This window comes from Candidatus Omnitrophota bacterium, from assembly GCA_041650805.1.
In the GTDB taxonomy this organism is placed as follows: Bacteria; Omnitrophota; Gorgyraeia; order 2-01-FULL-45-10; family 2-01-FULL-45-10; genus JBAZKM01.
The window spans coordinates 147,889-166,136 of sequence record JBAZKM010000001.1 but is presented as its reverse complement, the minus strand read 5'-3'; the positions used below and the strand labels follow the sequence as shown (position 1 = coordinate 166,136).

The following is an 18,248-nucleotide window of genomic DNA, read 5'->3' as shown; positions in this document are numbered from 1 at the left end:
AAAAAGGAGAATGGTATGAAGACAGACAAGAGATTGACAGCGCTCGTAACCGGCGCCGGCGGTTTCATAGGAAGCCACCTGGTGAAGCGGCTTAAGAAAGAAGGTTACTGGGTCAGGGGGGTGGACCTCAAATACCCCGAGTTCAGCCCGACAGAGGCGGACGACTTTATCATAGGCGATTTGCGGGATCAGACCGTCTGCGAGAGGATCACCGATATGACGTTCGATGAAGCGTATCAGCTGGCGGCCGACATGGGAGGAGCGGGATATATATTTACCGGAGAACATGACGCAGACCTGATGCATAACTCCGCTACCATAAATCTCAACATGGTCGAACGGTTTCGTGTGACGAACGTAAAGAAGGTATTCTATTCGTCATCGGCATGCATGTACCCGGCCTATAACCAGGAGGACCCGGATAATCCGAAATGCTCGGAAGATTCCGCATATCCGGCGGCGCCGGACAGTGAATACGGCTGGGAGAAGCTCTTCAGCGAGCGTATATACCTCGCATACCACAGGAACTACGGCATGGCCGTAAGGATAGCAAGATTCCACAATATCTTCGGTCCGGAGGGGACATGGGAGGGCGGACGGGAAAAGGCGCCTGCCGCCATATGCAGGAAGGTGGCTGAGGCCGAAGACGGCAGCAGGATCGAGATATGGGGTGACGGAAAGCAGACAAGGTCATTCCTATATATAGACGAATGCGTTGAGGGGATAAGGCGGCTGGTCAGATCGGACTTTACGGACCCTGTGAATATAGGTTCGGATGAGATGGTCACGATAAATCAGCTTGTCGAGATGGTGAAAGCCATTGCCGGGAAGAAGCTTAGCGTGAACCATATTGCCGGCCCCACAGGTGTGCGCGGAAGGAATTCCGACAATTCGCTCATATATAAGAAGCTGGGATGGGCCCCCTCATGCAGTCTAAAGGCAGGCCTTGAGAAGACATATCCCTGGATAAAAGAGCAGGTTGAAAAGAGGGCAGCGGCTTTAGTGTAATATATGTTAAAGAACACTCATATCTGGTTATCGAGTTATATAAGGCAGCGTATTGAGCCGAACCGGGGGCGCCCTGCAAAGCGGCCGGTACACATCATGTTCTGTGTGGCGGATCACTTTGAGCCGGGCTGGAATGAGCCGGCATATTCGACAGAAGTAGGCAGGATCAAAAGATGGGTGGAAGGTTACCCGGCAGCAGCAGGTGAGTTCGCCGACTCTGACGGGAAATTCCCGCAGCACACTTTCTTTTATCCCGAAGAAGAGTACAGGCCCGAACATCTCGATAAGCTGTCGGAATTATGCAGGAAAGGGTTCGGCGAGATCGAAGTTCATCTTCATCACCACCATGATACCGCCGATGGTATGAGAGAAAAACTGAAAAGGTGCAAAGACCGCTTCTCCAAGCATGGAGCATTGTCCTTTGACTGCAAGACAAAAGAGACGAAATTCGGGTTTGTACACGGTAATTGGGCGCTTAATAACTCAAGAGGGGATAGCAGGTGGTGCGGAGTGAATAGCGAACTGAAACTGCTCAATGATCTGGGCTGCTATGCCGATTTTACCCTGCCGTCAGCGCCCGATCGCTCGCAGACAGGTAAGATAAACAGCATATATTACGCAAAGGACGATCCGGCAAGGCCAAAATCACATGATACCGGCACAGATGTGGAAGCGGGCAAAGAACCGTCCGGCGACCTTATGATCATACAGGGTCCGCTTACACTTAACTGGAGACGGCGAAAATGGAAGGTGCTTCCGCGGATCGAGAACGGAGAGATATCCGCGCATAATCCTCCGACGAAGACAAGGATCGACTACTGGATAGACGCGAAGATACATGTTAAAGGCAGGCCGGAATGGATATTCGTAAAGGTGTACACTCATGGCGCTCAGGAGGCGAACTCGGATATATTCCTCGGCGAAAGTATCCGAAAGATGCATTCGTACCTGAAAGAGAAGTACAACGATGGAAAGAAGTACATGTTGCATTATGTCACGGCGCGGGAGATCTACAACATCATAAAAGCAGCCGAGGGTGGCTTGAACGGTAACCCAGCCATGTATCGCGATTATCTTCTGAAAAGGCGCTGCTAATGAAAAATATCCTGATATCTGTCTTTCTGATCCTATCAATATCTTATTTCGAGCCAGCATATGCAGAAGTGAGTATATGGTGTGTTGGTGATTGTGAGAAAATAGCACCTTATGATAAATCGGAAAAGAAAAATCTGTTTTGGGATGGAGATGAAAATGTCGTTAAAATATACGGCGCAAGGAATGAATATGTCTCATTTCAGGTGATAATCAAAGCCCTAAACGAAAGTTTATCCGGCGTAACGGTTTTAGCAGATGAATTTCGGGGAAAAGATGCCGGCATAATAGAAGCAAGTAACATAGATCTATTCAAGGAGCACTATTTAAAAGTCACCGTACCATCGAGTTTCGACGGAAAGCCGGTTGACGAAGCACAGATAGGCGTATATCCGACACAGATGATCCCGTTTCGTTCCGGAAGAAAAACTATTATGCCGTTTAAGATCGAAAAAGACCAGAACCAGCCGATCTGGGTTGACATATATATACCGGAAGACGCCGTAGCGGGTGAGTATGAGTCTGTTTTTACGATCGTTAGCGACGGAAAAGAGCCGGTAAAGGTGAGAGTGATACTTACGGTCTGGGATTTCATGTTGCCGCATGAGACACACTTCAGGACGTATATCTATTATGGCTCTGAACAGCTGAGATGGGCATTTGGATATAACGATTCAGGTTACCCTGAATTCAGGGCCCTCGAAGACAAATTTTTTCAGATGGCACACCAGCATCGGCTGGTCCTCTGTCCTAACCTGGAGATGGAATGGGGCTACGATAAGTTTGAAAAATATTGGAGCGAACGCGGAAGGGGTCCTTACATAGATGGTTCCGCTTATACAAAACGTGTCGGCAAAAAGACCCCGGTCAATACCTGGGTCATCCAAATAGATGATTTTGATCATGAACCAGAATATCAAAGGCTGGGCAAAGAAGCGCTCAGATTTTTTGCCGAGAAGAACGTCCCTGACATCCTGATGTTATACGTATATGATGAGCCATGCTCAAAAAAGAATTACGATTTTATACGGGAAAGATGCGATTGGGTGCACAAGGCCTTAGGTAAAAAGCTCCCTTGCATGGTTACAGTCCCAATAAAACCACCGGAACGCTCCTGGGGTTCTCTCGTCGGTTATGTCGATATATGGAATAGCGGAGATTCTGTATTGCAGGATGTGCGCGCCAGGCAGAAAGCGGGTGATAAGATATGGACGTATAATATGGGGTGGGGCGGAGGACCGTATGTTGACACATCAGGACTTGCCGGCAGAACTCACGCATGGATGGGATGGAAATTTGATATCGAAGGATGGATGTTCTGGGACAGCTGTTATTGGATAGACACACACAGCCTGAGGGATAAGAACGGAAACAAAATTTCAGGTGGAGAGATAAACAAAAACCCCGCTCAATACAGTACAAATGTTTGGAAGGACCCAATGACGTATGACCAGATGCGCAGACCCGGTTATCGTGAAAGCGATGCTATGCGCCTTAACGGAGACGGCGTTTTATTTTATCCCGGAGAATATATAGGGCTGCAGGAACCCATATCAAGTTTTATAATGAAATCGCTTAGGAGAGGGTTACAGGACTATGAGTATATGTGGCTTGCCAGATCTATGGGAAAAGAGAAAGAGGTAGCATCTATCGTAGATAGCGTTATCATCGCCCCGAAAAAATGGAACAAGGATGTCAATGCATGGTATACAGCAAGGATGGAGCTGGCAAAAGTGATATTATCCGCAAGTAAAGGGGCTAAATGAAACCAATAAAGCGCAGTTACGGATGGTATCCGGATATACCGGATCAAAGGGATTATCTTTATACGGCGATACGGCCGGTGGTAAGGTTGCCGGAGAAAGTCGATCTAAGGGAGCATTGTTCGATGGTAGAGGACCAGGGGAACCTCGGGAGCTGTACGGCACAGGCGTTGGCAGGGAACCTCGAGTTCCTCGATATGAAGATAGACCATATCTATACGGATGTGAGCCGGTTATTCATATATTATAACGAGCGCGTCCTGATAGACAGCGTAGATTACGACTCAGGGGCGTCGCTTCGAGACGGTATCAAGTCACTCAAGGATGACGGGGCATGCGAGGAGCGTATGTGGCCGTACGTAATAGAAAAGTTCGATGATAAGCCGCCGGCGAAGTGCTACAAGGAGGCGAAAGGACATCGGATAGAATCGTACCACCGGATCAATACGCTTCGCGAGATGCTTGTCTGCCTTGCGGAAGGATATCCGTTCGTCTTCGGTTTCACCGTCTACGAAAGTTTCGAATCGCCAAAGGTCGCGAAGACCGGCATTGTAAATATGCCCGGGGAGGATGAGAGCGCCCTCGGCGGCCATGCCGTACTGGCGGTAGGGTATGATCAGAAGGCCCGGCGCTTCCTGGTGCGGAATTCATGGGGCCAGGGGTGGGGGATGGACGGTTATTTTACGATGCCATTTCGGTATCTCGAGACCTTAGCGGGTGATTTCTGGACAGTCAGGAGATGAGATGAGCAATAAATTAAGTTCGCTACTGAAATTTGCTACGTGCCTGGCGCTGACGCTCGTAGCCTACGCACCGACGCTCGTGTGGATGTACGACAGGTGGATGGGGGAGGAGTCGTATTACGGGCACGGGATACTGATACCGATAGTATCGTTATTTATCGCATGGCAGAGGAAAGATATCCTGAAGAAAGTAACGGTATCGAGCGACATGAAAGGGCTCTGGATAGTCGCTGCCGGCCTCCTCGTCCATATAATATCCGCCTCGCTTAAGGTATCATTCGTATCAGGGTTCTCTTTCGTATTTGTCCTTTATGGGCTTATACTCTTCTTCCTGGGAAGGGAAATGACCCGTAACCTGATATTCCCTGTATTCTTTCTCCTCGCCATGGTGCCGCTTCCGCTCGTTATCATAGGCAACCTGACCGTCAAGTTAAAATTGTTCGCAGCAGGATGTGCGACGTTCATCCTGAACAGGATAGGTTTCCCTTCGGTACTGGACGGCAGCATCATACGTATGCCCAATTCTTTCGTTGCGATAGAGGCACCGTGCAGCGGTCTCCGCTCGCTCATCTCGCTACTGACGCTGGGGCTACTCTTCGCATACTCACTCAAGGTGTCATATACCAAAAAGACGATCCTATTCCTTTCGTCTATTCCTATAGCGATCGCGTCGAACGTGTCGAGGATAATATTGCTTGCCACAGTCAACGATCTCTACGGGAAAAATGTTGCCATGGGCTTCTTCCATGATTTCACGGGGTTCTTCGTCTTCGCCTTCGCATTCGTAGGGCTTCTTGCTGTTAGTAAGGCGCTCGAAGGAGGGAAGCAATGAACAAGCAGACGATGGGATTTCTCGCTATCATCGCATTACTCGTGCTCACTGGCGTGATGTCGCTGAGCCTCTTATCCCGCGAGAAGGCGGCTCATGATAGGGTCGATATCCGGAAGTTCCCATACTCGGTCGGAGAGTGGAAAGGGAGAGATCTCAAGATGACCGAGGAGGAGTACCGGATACTCGAGACGCGAAACCTGATACTGCGGGAGTACGTCAACACCTCAGGTGATAAGCTGGCGCTATTTCTCATATACTCGGAGACGAACAGGGCGGTCTTCCATCCTCCGGAGGTATGTCTGATAGGGGAGGGGATGACTATAGTTAACAAAAAGACAGAAATGGTCTCCTCCGATAAACGATCGTTCATCACCAATAAACTGGACCTGGAGAAATCGGGACTAAGAGAGATGGTCCTTTACTCGTATAAAGCGGGGAAGTTATATACCGAAAATTTTTATCTGCAGCAGCTCTATCTTATCGCCCACCAACTCTTCGGCCGTAATGTGCCCGGGGCGACGGTCAGGGTGTCGATGGTCGTCAGCGGAGATGGATCCAAGACGGTTGCAACGCTTAAAGAGTTCCTCGGGCAAACGGTGAAGGCGGTGGAGGCGCTTACTAGCTAAATAGTCCATAGTCCACGGTCCATGGTCCACGGAAAGTCCATAGCTCATAGTTTATTCGAGAGAGTTTCTAAGAGCTTGTAGCATCCGGACTATCCTTTCAGTATCCAAATAGAGCTTTTTAAAATTATCATCTTTGATCATATCGCGTTTCCTGCCTATATAAAGACACGACACTACTTCAATCGCTGATCTTATAGCATATCCAACAAATTGCCTAAACTCTGCATTTGATTGACCGGTTGATCCCTCTGCAATATTTAAGGCAATTGAGTCAGCCGCTCGTTTAATCTGAGAAGTAAGAATATATAATTCTTCTTTTGGAAACTCGCGTGTCAATTCATGAATGTCAGAACTTAAATCTACCGATTTTTGCCAGACGTCCAGCTTTTCAAATTTAAATGACATTTTTATCCTTTACTGTGGACCGTCGACTATGGACAGTGGACCATCTAACCCAGAACCCACCCTCATCCTCACCCCCGACTCACAACTCACAACCCACCCTCACGCCTCTACGAATGAAACCCTATGCGCCGTTTCGGTGGCGCAGGAGGCGGAGCCATCAACTGGCGTATTGCCTCAAAAATCGCCTGGATCTCCGCGTCATGTTTTTCAATCTTATTTTCGAGTTCAGCAAGCTTACGTGCGAGTTCCTTATGGGCCAATAGCATCTCTTTCAACTTCACAAAAACCCGCATGATCGCAATATTGACCTGAATTGCCCTCTTACTCCTAAGAACGCTTGATAGCATGGCGATACCCTGTTCGGTAAAGACCCGCGGCGGCTTTCGCGTACCGCCCCATCTTGATGTTCCAAATTGGAACATCAAGTTGTTAAGTTCTTCCTTGCTCAGACTGAACATAAAATCATCCGGAAAACGGTCTAAATTTCTACTTACTGCCTTATTTAAATTTCTCGTCTCTACTGCGTAAAGCTCTGCCAAGTCACTATCCAACATAACCTTGTGGCCTCTTATAAGATAGATTTTTCTTTCAATAACCTCCTGCGTCACCATATCTTTCATCTATTCCTCCTTTGTTTTTTCACCCTAATCCTCACCCCCGACTCACAACTCACAACCCACCCTCACGCCTCTACGAATGAAACCCTATGCGCCGTTTCGGTGGCGCAGGCGGAGGCGTCATCAACTGACGTATCGCTTCGAAAATCGCCTGGATCTCCGCGTCATGTTTTTCGATCTTGCCTTCGAGTTCTTTTAGCTTATGCGCGAGCTCTTTATGTGTTGAGATCATTTCTCGTAGTTTTACGAAAGTATTAATGATAAAAATACTGATCTTTATCGCTCTGTCGTTATTTAAAACACTGGCTAACATTGCCACCCCATGCTCAGTAAATGCAAATGGCAGGGTTGCTGAATGCTTCATTGTGTCAAACCGGTGCCAATTTGTCACCAGTTCATTCTTTTCGGCAACGGTAAGCTGAAACATGAACTCTTCAGGAAACCTATTAATGTTGCGCCTCATCTGTCTGTTAAGATACTTTGTTTCAACTTGGTATAATTCAGCAAGGTCTCTATCGATCATAACTTTTTTGCCTCTTATGATGAATATCTTTTGTTCAATAGCTTCTTGTAATGCCACATCTTTCATATTTCCCTCCTTAAGTTTGCTTTTCCTCCCGCCTCCAATCTCCTAACTCCCAACTACGCCCCCACATATATAGATGCCAAAAACGCGGAAATTATTGCAACTTATTTTTATTTTCCTCCTAACTCCCAACTCCTAACTCCAAACTACCATTGTCCACCCAACTCAACACAACCCGACGGCGTGTTTAACCGACACCAATCGCCTATCTACGATTGTCATGGTATGTCATGGTTTTTCGTGGTTATCGCTATATCTAACAGATTTAACATATTATACAGTAATAAGTTACGATTAATAATAATACTGACTTTTTGAGTCCAGATCTGAGTTTGGCATAGTTAATGCTTATATATAGAGTGATAAATAATATTTGTGAGAGGAAAAGATGAAGAAGATGCTGGAGAACATAAGGGAAGTGATCGACGAGTTACGGAAAGATATAGATATCTTCCTGGCTATACGTCGTTACGAGCGTATTTCACGAAGAGAGAAGGGCGAATAGAGGCATGAGAACTTTTAAGACAGGATTCCATTACGCCGTGATATTCGGCTTTCTCGTATTCTCGGCGCTCTTCATCATCAATTTTTGCTACGCCCAGACCAATAACCAATCCCCGCTGATAGCTCCTGAGCCGGGAACGATGGCGCTCATATCTACCGGTTTTGCCGGATGGCTGGTCAGATTCGCCAGGCGCCGGTTCCACGAATTCAAGAGGGTCTTCGATATCATCGTCGGTTCCATAGGCCTTGTCATAGCATCGCCGGTCATCGCCCTTACCGCCGTCATCATCAAGACCGTCTCCCCGGGGCCTGTATTCTTTTCGCAGGAGAGGGTGGGGAGGGACGGGGAGATATTCCGTATATATAAGATACGTACGATGAAGATAGATGCGGAGAAACATACAGGTCCTGTATGGGCGAGGGAGAACGACCCCCGTCTTATCAAATTCGGAAGGACCATACGTAAGATGCATATAGATGAGCTACCCCAGTTATTTAACGTGCTCCGGGGCGACATGAGCATCATAGGGCCGCGGCCTGAGAGGCCCGTATTCGTCAAAGAGCTGAGCGGCAAGATATCCGATTACTCCAGACGGGTCGAGGTAAGGCCCGGCATCACCGGGTTGGCCCAGGTGTGGCACAAATATGATGAGACGTTACAGGATGTAAGGAAGAAGGTCAAATATGACCTCCTATATATAAGAGAGATGTGCTTCATGGTGGACCTGAGGATATTCTTCAGGACGATCATCGTTTCGGCACGCGGAAAAGGAGCGCGATAATATGAAGAGAACGATCTTGGTAGCACTATTTGTATTGCTGTCTGTATTCTGTGCCGGCGCGTCATTCGCGCTATCTATCGATGTAACTGACGGATCCCTTTCCGATTGGGGAGTGACGCCCGGGACGAACTGGACGCCCACTTCTTCGAGTAATCTATTTTATACAGTAGAGGATCAGACGAGTTATTTCCTCTATCCCGGTTACGGCGGGCAGGACTATGATGCAGAAGCGATGTACACATATTTTGACAATACCAATCTCTATTTCGCCGTAGTGACCGGATTTCCGTTTACCGGACTGAACGGTATACGTCCCGGAGATATAGCCATACAGTTCGGCGCCAAGACGGCCGCCTATACATACGGGATCGAAACGACCGGTAACGGCGGTTTCAGCAAAGGCACGCTCTATGACGTAAAGACGTGGGGATTGGGGGAGAAGAACTGGGGTATATGGAATGGCAATAACGCAAATTACAATGCCTATCTCGGAGCGCCTACGGAGATACTGGCGATAAACGGCACGATCTGGACCCCCGGCACGACAAACATAATGTATTCTTACTATGGCCCGAAACGCTACATAATAGAAGGATATGTCCCGGTATCCGCGTTCGGAGATAACTGGACCCATAATTACGATTTCAGGGTACATTGGACCGAGACATGCGGTAACGACTTTATAGAGGTGGATGGGAAGGTGGCCCCTGAGCCGGCGACGATGGCGCTCGTGGCGTTCGGGTTGGCAGGGTTTGTTGCGCGGAAAAAACGAGTTTAGTTAAGAGTTGGGAGTTAGGAGTTTGGAGAAAAAATGGAGGAGAGGATGAAGAGAGCATTACTTATAATGGCCCTTGTTGCTTTTGGCGTAATGGCGTCTCAGGCCCCGGCCTTCTCTGGCACGATCGATCTTGTGACGAATGGGGATTTTTCATTGGGTATATCGAATTGGACAACATTTCATTATACGGGTGGTGCGGGAATATGGGGAAATCCGAGCGTATCCGCGTCCGGCGGAGTGCTCTATTGGATGATGTCTGCCTCCGGTTCCGATGGCAATGCTACAGGGGCTTATCAGATGCTTAATGCCGCCGTCTCCGGCTACTCTTCACTGCTCCTCCAAACGAGGATATCGCCCATATATCAGAATCTCTCATCGCCTTCCGCATCGGAGTACCCTGCCAATATACAGGTCGACTACGTCGATCTTGGTAACGTGGCTCGTTCGTACAGGCATGCGTTCTATTACAGCGGGAGCGCCGGGTCTATAGGAACATATGTGCAGTCCGGCACCTGGTATGATTATCAGCTGGATCTTTTCAGCGTACCGGGCGGCATGAAGAGTTTATCGGATGTCCAGGTCTTTGGCAACGGCTGGGACTACCAGGGTAAAGTTGATTATGTAAAAGTGTTGGCCACTTCTTCGGATGTAGTCCCGGAGCCGGCGACGATGTCGTTATTGGGGTTAGGATTAGCAGGATTGGTAGCGCGCAAAAGGCGCGTCAGATAAAGTTTTTAATAAATCCATGGATGAGAGGAGGTGAATAGATGAAGAAGATAGTATTTGCAGTAGCGATACTTGCTATGCTTATTGGCATGGTTGGTCAGGCCGATGCAGTGCCGCTCCCGATAGGAGGGACTGCGTTTGCAACGGGCGTTACGCCTTCGCCGGGTATTGGTGCGGCGTTAGCGTCACTGAGTATACCGTTCACCGGTCTGGACGCGAATAATAACGTGTGGTTTACCGGCGTCCTGAACCAGTGGGTAAGGGCCAACGCGGCAGGTCTTATGGTGTTCGAATACCAGGTCATAAATAACCCGGGTTCGGTTGCGTCTATCACTTTGGCAGATACCACGGACTATGACAGCTTCACCACCAATGTGGATGTCTTAGGTCCCGGGGTTATCCCATTCCTGATATCGCGGCCAGCACCAGGTAATGCCGTGTCGTTTTCGTATCTCGTTCCGCCAGTCGCCCCCGGTAGCACCAGCGGGTTGATGTGGATAGAGACGAATGCGCCGACGTATCAATTATTCGGTACGACTCAGTTGCAGGGCACCGGTAACACAAGGTTGGATACTTATGCACCGGCAGTACCTGAGCCGGCCAGCGCGATGCTATTGGGCCTCGGCCTGGTAGGGTTCGTTGGTAAGCTAAGAAGGAAGTTCATGGCATAATTCCCGTATTGCGTCCCGAGCTAAGGCGAGGGGCGCACTACGGGAGTATGCTCTGAACCAGTAAGCATGCTTACGTGGTGAGAGCATAAGCCGGTAAGGTTTATGTTCTCCCACCGGTCTAATAATTACATAATAGATAAGTAAAATAGTTTAAAAAGGCAAGCTTGGCAAGGCAGCCGATCACAAAAGGGGTAAGTATAAGTTTGATATTTACCCCTTTTTTCTTTACATTTTCTTTATTATGTATATAATAGCCAGATAATATGAAATATAACATACGCAAGAATTGGACGGAGACGGTCGAGCTGATGGCAAAGAACCCCAGGGTCCTTATGCCATTCATATTCATCGCATTCTTTGAGATATTGGCTCTCGAGCTGATATATTTCTCTCCCAGATGGCCCATCTCTCTTGTAGTGGATCCCATAGTGAAGAAGTTCTTCGGGGAAGGGCTCACGCATTATCCGGCCCACCTGGCGATACTGGGGAAGTTATTCTACTATTCGCAGATATTCATATATATCTCGGTGAGTGTCTTCCTGACAGCCGTCACCGTACAGATATTCAAGAACACTAAGGCGGGCCTTCCTGTCATAACGGGTGCTGTGATCAAGAACGTCGCAAAGAGGTATTTCTCCTTCATGGCATATGGAATACTCTTCATAGCGCTCATGATGGTCATAGAGAAGGGGAGCGGTTTCGTCTTCTTTAAAGCGACGCGTTTCATCTCACGTCTTATCCCTCAGATACCGATCCGCGTATTCGGGCTTGCGTCGATCCTGGGCGTATTCTTCCTGAATGTCATACTCCAGGCATTCATGATATCGGTCGTCCCTCTTATAGTCCTGGCAAATAAGCCGTTGGTCAAGGCAGTCGTAAGGAGCGTTACACTTGCCGTCAAAAATTTTCCTACTATCATAGGATTGGTGCTCCTCCCGTACCTTGTGTATCTGCCGGTAGTCCTGCTGAAGTCATTCTCGGGTGCCATCATGGATAAGACGGTCCCGGAATCTGTAGTGCTCGTGACAGTGCTGGGGAGTGTGCTTTCGATATTCATAGATTGTTTCGTCATTCTTGTTGCGGCGCAGTTCGTGGCGGATAAAGAGTTAGGAGTTGGGAGTTAGGAGTTTGGAGTAAAAAAAGTGAAGAAGACGATAATAGTATTGGTTTCAATCCTGGTAGCTGTGTTCATAGCGCTATCTATCCTCGGAGCGGGAGGGGAGTACGCGGCGGAACGGCTATTCTATCGCGCGATGAAGGGCAGCGGTAAGATCACCGTCAATCCCGATGTGGCCCCGCCGGCCATGATCGCTTCGGTCGAAAAGACGTTCCTGAAGATAATAAAGAAATACCCCAGGACCAATACCGCAAAGGCGGCCCACATATCGCTCGCAGAATTTTACATATTCAATAAAGATTACGATAAGGCATTTAAGCTGATCGGCTCCATCCTCGCCACGAAGAGCTTTGGCAACGGTGTGCTCAGTTCGGCCCAGTTCCTCAAGGGGTTTGCCTATGAGCGCCAGGGGAAGTGGGATGCGGCGCTCAGGGAGTACATGGCCCTGCGCGACAACTTCACCGATACGCAGTTCGGCATACAGATACCGATGTATATAGGGAAGCACTACGAGGATGAAGGTAAGACGGCTGAGGCGAACGCCGCATACGCCGATGCGGCGCAATTTTATGCGAACCTTGCCGCAAGAGAAAAGGGGAAGGCGATGGGGTACGCCGCGTTGAACTTCCTGATGCACTCGTATATGTCAGTGAAGAACTACGAGCAGGCGGGCCGGACGCTGGAAGAGATGATAGATACATATCCTTTACCGCTAACGATGTCACAGCAATTCCCGTATATAGATTATATCTATACGAAAGAGTTGAAGAGACCCGACAAGGCGGTCGCGATATATAAGGGTATACAGGGCAGGGTCAAAGACGAAAAGTTGATAAAATTTTTGCAGGGCGCCATAGATGCGACTGAAGGTAAAACCAAAAAATAGTTAATTCAGAAAAAAGGTAGTTATTCCATTTGACCGCTACAATTTCATATGATAAACTCTAAGGACAACATAGAACAGAAGAAACCGGAGACGGGCTGTGTCGCGAAAGATGAGATCGAGTCCTACAAGAGGCTGGCCTCGATAGGCAAGGTCTCGGTAGATATCATCAACGAATTATACAGCCCGATAGATACGATCAACCGGTTCATAAATCTTGCGCTTCACACGGTAGGCGAAGATTCGCAGTCAAGGCAGTTCTTGCTCGAATCGAAGGAAGGCATCAGGAAGACGTCGGTCCTGCTCAAACGGCTTGATAGTTACGCTAAAGAGATAGAAAAAGAGATATCCGAGATAATAGCTAAGAATGGACAAAGCCCGAGTTCTCATAGTAACTGATGACAAGCTCTCCCAGAAATCTCTTTACGAGATGCTCTGCAGGAGCGGCTATGAAGCAGATATAGCCGTTTCGGTAAAGGAGGCCCTCAGGCACCTTGAAGAGAAACTCTGGCACGTGATACTCGCCGATATAGACGGTCCCGATATCGGTGACCTCAGCTCCCTCAACATAGTCAAAGAGAAGTCCTATCCATCGGAAGTCGTGGTCCTCTCATCAAAAGAAGATATCGATTCGCTGCCGCTCAATAAGCGGATATCGGCTTTTGAGTATCTCTCCAAACCTGTCGAAGACGAGAAGATAATCTCGGCCATCGAACGGGCGCTCGCCGACAAATCGTTGAATACAGGCAAGCCGTCCTTCATAAGCCGGCTTATACATAAAGACGAGACCTATCACGGACTTGTCGGTAAGAGCGCAATAATGAGGGATATATATGCGCTCATCGACCGCATAGCGCCATCCAGGGCCACCGTGCTGTTGCGCGGGGAGAGCGGCACAGGCAAGAGGATGATAGCCCGCGCCATACATAAGGCGGATAAGAAGAGGAAGGAGAAGCCGTTCATAGAGATATCGTGCGGCGCGCTCCCCAGGGAGATAATAGAGAGCGAGCTCTTCGGCCACACCAAAGGGGCCTTCACAGGGGCGATAAACGACCGCAAGGGCCGCTTTGAGCTGTCGCACAGCGGCACGATGCTCCTCGATGATATAGATTCGTTCTCGCTGGACCTCCAGGTGAAGTTATTGAGGGTGCTCCAGGAGAAAGAGTTCGAGCGGGTCGGTGACCACAAGACGATGAAGGTCGATGTGCGCGTTATAGTAAGCACGAACCAGGACCTCGAGAAGGCGGTCTCCGAAAAGAAGTTCAGGGAAGACCTTTACTACCGGCTCAACGTCATATCTATCACCATACCGCCGCTAAGGAAACGCAAAGAGGACCTGCCGTTCCTCGTAGACCACTTCATAGGGCTCTTTTCGAAAGAGAACCACAAGAAGATAAAGGGCATATCCGAAGACGCCCTGGACGTCCTGATGGCCTATAACTGGCCCGGCAATATACGCGAGCTGGAAAATATAATAGAGCGGGCCGTAATACTCGATGTCGACGGCACGCTCCATAAGGACGACCTGCCCGAGATGCTCCGTGAGTCGGCGACCGTGATAACCTCCGATGACGCCCGCGGCAAGATAAAAGATATCGCATCGCTGAAAGACGCGCTGAAGGACCCGGAGAAGGTCTATATACTCAAGGTGCTGGAAGAGACGGGATGGAACAAGAAGAGGGCGGCCAAAAAACTGGGGGTGAACAGAACCACCCTGTACAATAAACTGAAGAAGTATAATCTTATTTCTGACTCCGAGAAATAAGCACGGACTCCTAATTATTAATGTTCCAAGAAGATCTGCGACTGACAGATCTGGTGAATCCTGAGGAGTGGCAAAATACGCAGGATTCTTTTTCAGAAGTCCTGGAGATCACCCTCAGGACGGTTTCATTGGACGGCACGCCGCTATCCGAGATGAGCAGGCCGAGCCGTCTCTGCAAAGATGTCCTTCCCAAATATTCCGGATCCAAAGACCCCTGCGGCGATTGTATAATCAGAAAACAGAACCACACAAAGACCGATACCAGCTTCAAGTGTCCTTTCGGGCTTGAGGCGTTCTCCGTTCCCATCATGATGATCGCGCACCGTGTAGTCGCCTATGTCATAATAGGCCCTTTCATACCAAAGGCCAGGAGGACGAAGGCCGAGTACGCGGAAGAGGCGAAGAGGATGGGCCTCGACCCGGAAGAGGTCACGGACGCGCTCATCGAGATAAACGTATTCTCTTACAATAAGGTCTACGCGATAAATAAGCTTATACGGAGCATCTTCTCTCACATGGTCCAGAACGGCTACCACAAGAAGCGGCTCGGAGAGATAGCTCCCGAGGTGGTGGAGATGGACCCGCTCTTCTCCCGCTATTACGAGGAGAAGATATTGAACTCCCTCCTAAATTCCTGTGTGATGGCGCTCGATGCCGACTCCGGGTCCGTAATGACGGTCGATAAGGCGACCAATATGCTCCATATAAAAGTCGCCTCAAAGCTCGATGAGAAGATAGTCCGTACCACAAATATAAGGGTGGGGGAGGGGCTGGCCGGCATGGCGGCCGCCACGGCCCAGCCCATAATACTGCCCAAGGATAAGGACAAGAAGGGTATCTCCGATAAGATGAAGCGGGACTACATAAAATCATCGATGATAATGCCGTTCAATAAGGGCAATACCGCGGAAGTGTACGGCGTCATAAACCTCAATATGGTAAGGAAAGAGACCGATTTTTCGCAGAAAGATATAGCCGTTGTCAAAGAGCTCGTCAGGATGGCCAGTACGGCCCTGATACCGCTCAAATCGGTCTCTGCCAAGATATGAGATCCAATACCATTTTTATCATAATAGCGATCGCGGTCCTTTTACAGGGATGCGGCACCTCCGGCCGGCCGGCCAATGAAGAGGTCGTCGCCCGCGTCAATAAGGACACCGTGACCAAGACGGACCTTATGCGCGACCTGGCGCTCCGGGCCAGGTTCGACCCCGACTTCAAGATCAGCCCCGATACCGAGCAGGAACAGCTGGAGTCGATGATAGAGAAGAAGCTCATCATCCAGTATGCCATGGAGAAGGGCCTTGCCCGGGATGAGCGTTTTGTGAACTCCATACGGTTGATATGGGAGCACGCCCTCATAAAGGATTTCATCGACTATAAGAAGAAGGAGTGGCAGGACTATCTCTTTGCCACGGATGACGATATCAGCAGGTATTACGACAATATGTCTCAAAGGGTCACCTTCAAGGCGCTCAAGAGCCGCGACCGGAAGCCGGTAGATGAGGCCTATAAGAAATATCTTAAAGATAAGGACACTACGGGCTGGAAGGTCATAGGCCCGCTTGCTTATGATGAGATCGCCTCGAGCGCCTTCCTCGATGCCTTCGAAATGGGGAAAGGCGAGGCAAAGGTATTCGAATCTTCGCCTTATTATTATCTCATAGAGGTCGTGGAAAGAGAGAGGGTGGACCTGGCTCCTATGGAGAGCATGAAGCCGGAGATCGAGAAGAAGGTGGTCGCGCTTAAGGAGAGGCGCCTCTTCGAAGATTGGTTGAAGGACAGGCGGAAGAAGGCGAAGATAAAGATAAACGATGATGCCTTGAGGAAGGGTATATGATAAGGAGAAGGAACTATTTCATAAAGAAGCGTTTCCAACTGAAGTTCGCCCTCAGTTTCGTGCTCCTTTTGGTGCTGGAAGCGGCGCTCGTCATATCGCTCTTCATGCGCGTATCGACCGATACGGTGACCACAGGGTATCTCGATTCGGTATTGAGGGTCGAATCGACCCCCAGTTTCTTCTTTGTGCCGTTCCTGCTCATACTCATGATAACGGGGGTGGGGATATGCGCGGCCGCCATGATCATATTCATCCTCCTTTCGCACAGGATAGCCGGGCCCCTCTACAGGTTCGAAAAGGACCTTGAGGAGATAGGGTTCGGGGACCTCACAAAGAGGATAGCCCTCAGGAACAGCGACCAGCTCACCGAATTGAAAGAGGCGCTCAACGTGCTCGTGGAGTCGCTCGACCAGAGAGTGGGGAAGATAAAGGAGAGCACCGAAGAGCTGAGGCAGCTCATATCCAAAAAGGACGACCCGGCAAGCGCCGAAAAGATACTGAAGGTGATGGAGACCCTCAGGAACGAGATAGAGCACTTCAAGGTCTCATCGTAACAGGATACGCAAATTTGTAGGGGACACTTAAGTGTCCCCTACATTGTTATATATTTATGAGTGTATACTCATAAAATAACCTGTGGGCAACTTTTCTAAACCGGGGGTTTTGTAATGACGAGAGGCCGTCCTATAAAGCCGCGGGTCATAAGGACCGAGCTCAAGGTGAAGCAGTTCAGCCCCAGGGGCAGGATCGGCAGGCCGGGCAATATAGAGCTCAAGACCGAAGAGGCCGAAGCGATACGGTTTTCGGACCATATGGGCCTGAGCCAGAAAGAGGCCGCCGGATTCATGGGGATAAGCCAGCAGACGTTCTCGAGGGTCTTAAAGAGCGGCCGGAAACGGCTCGCAGAGGCCCTTGTAATGGGCCATATCATAAAGGTGCGGGGAGGAAGCTTCAGGGTTGAAAAATAGGCCAGGGACGCTATATACAGCACTTATTCTGATATCGATAATATTCCTATTATCCGGCTGCGCATCGATCCCGATCCCGAGTTCCATCCCGATCCCAAATATTCCGCTACTCGGCTGGTTCATGTAAAAAGACCCATAAAGACCTTAAGATCAGCCCGCCCTGGGCCGAATAGGGAACGTCCTATAATATATCTTATGTTAACTAGGCATAGGGGAAGCAATGGATTCAACCTTTTGTGCCCCAATATGTTATATATAGTGTAAAATTAACTGTTGATAACCTGTGTTTTTGCTTCATTCTATACGTTATTACGAATAAGTTTATTTTATACGCTATTCTTTTCCTCCTAACTCCCAACTCCAAACACCTAACTATCTACAGTGCTATTTTACGCCTCGCCGATCCTCTCCCCCGATCTTCTTGTGGGTGCGCTGCATAAGGATACAAAAGGCAGATTTTGTCCATTGCCACATACGACTTCATAGGGTATACTAATCAGGAGTACTAAAGTCCGCTCTTTGTATCACAGGAAAAAGATTTC

At 49.0% G+C, this 18,248-nt stretch carries 21 protein-coding genes; 18 read left to right on the top strand and 3 right to left on the bottom strand.

What is annotated here, in order from left to right:
• Positions 1–15 precede the first annotated feature (15 nt).
• The 6 genes from WC515_00975 (at position 16) to WC515_00950 (ending at position 6,064) form a co-directional block, all read left to right on the top strand.
• Positions 16–1,008: an NAD-dependent epimerase/dehydratase family protein gene (locus tag WC515_00975; GenBank protein MFA5145944.1), complete on the top strand. Its 993-nt coding sequence runs from the start codon at positions 16–18 to the stop codon at positions 1,006–1,008.
• A gap of 96 nt (positions 1,009–1,104) precedes the next feature.
• Complete coding sequence (locus tag WC515_00970; GenBank protein MFA5145943.1) at positions 1,105–2,103, top strand: hypothetical protein; 999 nt, start codon at positions 1,105–1,107, stop codon at positions 2,101–2,103.
• On the top strand, positions 2,103–3,866 hold the full coding sequence (locus WC515_00965; GenBank protein MFA5145942.1) for a glycoside hydrolase domain-containing protein: 1,764 nt from the start codon (positions 2,103–2,105) through the stop codon (positions 3,864–3,866). Before WC515_00970 ends, WC515_00965 begins: the two co-directional genes overlap by 1 nt.
• The gene (locus WC515_00960; protein ID MFA5145941.1) at positions 3,863–4,606 is read left to right on the top strand and encodes a C1 family peptidase; all 744 of its coding nucleotides are present in this window, start codon (positions 3,863–3,865) and stop codon (positions 4,604–4,606) included. Before WC515_00965 ends, WC515_00960 begins: the two co-directional genes overlap by 4 nt.
• Before the next feature lies 1 nt (position 4,607).
• Positions 4,608–5,438, top strand: coding sequence for an exosortase/archaeosortase family protein (locus WC515_00955; protein ID MFA5145940.1), 831 nt, complete (start codon positions 4,608–4,610; stop codon positions 5,436–5,438).
• The gene (locus WC515_00950) at positions 5,435–6,064 is read left to right on the top strand and encodes an exosortase C-terminal domain/associated protein EpsI (GenBank protein MFA5145939.1); all 630 of its coding nucleotides are present in this window, start codon (positions 5,435–5,437) and stop codon (positions 6,062–6,064) included. Before WC515_00955 ends, WC515_00950 begins: the two co-directional genes overlap by 4 nt.
• Before the next feature lie 51 nt (positions 6,065–6,115).
• Here the strand turns inward: WC515_00950 and WC515_00945 are convergent, their stop codons facing one another.
• From WC515_00945 to WC515_00935, 3 genes are all read right to left on the bottom strand, one after another.
• Positions 6,116–6,469 carry a four helix bundle protein gene (locus WC515_00945; GenBank protein MFA5145938.1) on the bottom strand — a complete coding sequence of 118 codons (354 nt, stop codon included), beginning with the start codon at positions 6,467–6,469 and terminating at the stop codon, positions 6,116–6,118.
• 107 nt (positions 6,470–6,576) lie between these two features.
• Complete coding sequence (locus tag WC515_00940; protein MFA5145937.1) at positions 6,577–7,089, bottom strand: ORF6N domain-containing protein; 513 nt, start codon at positions 7,087–7,089, stop codon at positions 6,577–6,579.
• Between the two features lie 70 nt (positions 7,090–7,159).
• The gene (locus WC515_00935) at positions 7,160–7,675 is read right to left on the bottom strand and encodes an ORF6N domain-containing protein (protein MFA5145936.1); all 516 of its coding nucleotides are present in this window, start codon (positions 7,673–7,675) and stop codon (positions 7,160–7,162) included.
• A 506-nt stretch (positions 7,676–8,181) separates the two neighbouring features.
• Between WC515_00935 and WC515_00930 the strand changes: the two genes are divergently transcribed.
• From WC515_00930 to WC515_00875, 12 genes are all read left to right on the top strand, one after another.
• Positions 8,182–8,958: a sugar transferase gene (locus WC515_00930; protein MFA5145935.1), complete on the top strand. Its 777-nt coding sequence runs from the start codon at positions 8,182–8,184 to the stop codon at positions 8,956–8,958.
• Position 8,959: 1 nt separating this feature from the next.
• Positions 8,960–9,736, top strand: coding sequence for a PEP-CTERM sorting domain-containing protein (locus tag WC515_00925; GenBank protein ID MFA5145934.1), 777 nt, complete (start codon positions 8,960–8,962; stop codon positions 9,734–9,736).
• Positions 9,737–9,781: 45 nt separating this feature from the next.
• On the top strand, positions 9,782–10,465 hold the full coding sequence (locus tag WC515_00920; protein MFA5145933.1) for a PEP-CTERM sorting domain-containing protein: 684 nt from the start codon (positions 9,782–9,784) through the stop codon (positions 10,463–10,465).
• 107 nt (positions 10,466–10,572) lie between these two features.
• Positions 10,573–11,133, top strand: coding sequence for a PEP-CTERM sorting domain-containing protein (locus WC515_00915; protein MFA5145932.1), 561 nt, complete (start codon positions 10,573–10,575; stop codon positions 11,131–11,133).
• Between the two features lie 263 nt (positions 11,134–11,396).
• Positions 11,397–12,257 carry a hypothetical protein gene (locus WC515_00910; protein MFA5145931.1) on the top strand — a complete coding sequence of 287 codons (861 nt, stop codon included), beginning with the start codon at positions 11,397–11,399 and terminating at the stop codon, positions 12,255–12,257.
• 18 nt (positions 12,258–12,275) lie between these two features.
• Positions 12,276–13,136, top strand: a complete 861-nt coding sequence (locus tag WC515_00905; protein MFA5145930.1) for a tetratricopeptide repeat protein — start codon at positions 12,276–12,278, stop codon at positions 13,134–13,136.
• A 48-nt stretch (positions 13,137–13,184) separates the two neighbouring features.
• Positions 13,185–13,532, top strand: a complete 348-nt coding sequence (locus WC515_00900; protein ID MFA5145929.1) for a hypothetical protein — start codon at positions 13,185–13,187, stop codon at positions 13,530–13,532.
• Positions 13,501–14,898, top strand: coding sequence for a sigma-54 dependent transcriptional regulator (locus WC515_00895; protein MFA5145928.1), 1,398 nt, complete (start codon positions 13,501–13,503; stop codon positions 14,896–14,898). Before WC515_00900 ends, WC515_00895 begins: the two co-directional genes overlap by 32 nt.
• Before the next feature lie 20 nt (positions 14,899–14,918).
• Positions 14,919–15,947: a PocR ligand-binding domain-containing protein gene (locus WC515_00890; GenBank protein MFA5145927.1), complete on the top strand. Its 1,029-nt coding sequence runs from the start codon at positions 14,919–14,921 to the stop codon at positions 15,945–15,947.
• Positions 15,944–16,738 (top strand): SurA N-terminal domain-containing protein, encoded by a 795-nt coding sequence (locus WC515_00885; protein MFA5145926.1) that lies wholly within the window; start codon positions 15,944–15,946, stop codon positions 16,736–16,738. The genes WC515_00890 and WC515_00885 overlap by 4 nt, the downstream gene beginning before the upstream one ends.
• Positions 16,735–17,292 carry a methyl-accepting chemotaxis protein gene (locus WC515_00880; GenBank protein MFA5145925.1) on the top strand — a complete coding sequence of 186 codons (558 nt, stop codon included), beginning with the start codon at positions 16,735–16,737 and terminating at the stop codon, positions 17,290–17,292. The genes WC515_00885 and WC515_00880 overlap by 4 nt, the downstream gene beginning before the upstream one ends.
• A 114-nt stretch (positions 17,293–17,406) precedes the next feature.
• Positions 17,407–17,706, top strand: a complete 300-nt coding sequence (locus WC515_00875) for a DUF134 domain-containing protein (protein ID MFA5145924.1) — start codon at positions 17,407–17,409, stop codon at positions 17,704–17,706.
• Positions 17,707–18,248 lie beyond the last annotated feature (542 nt).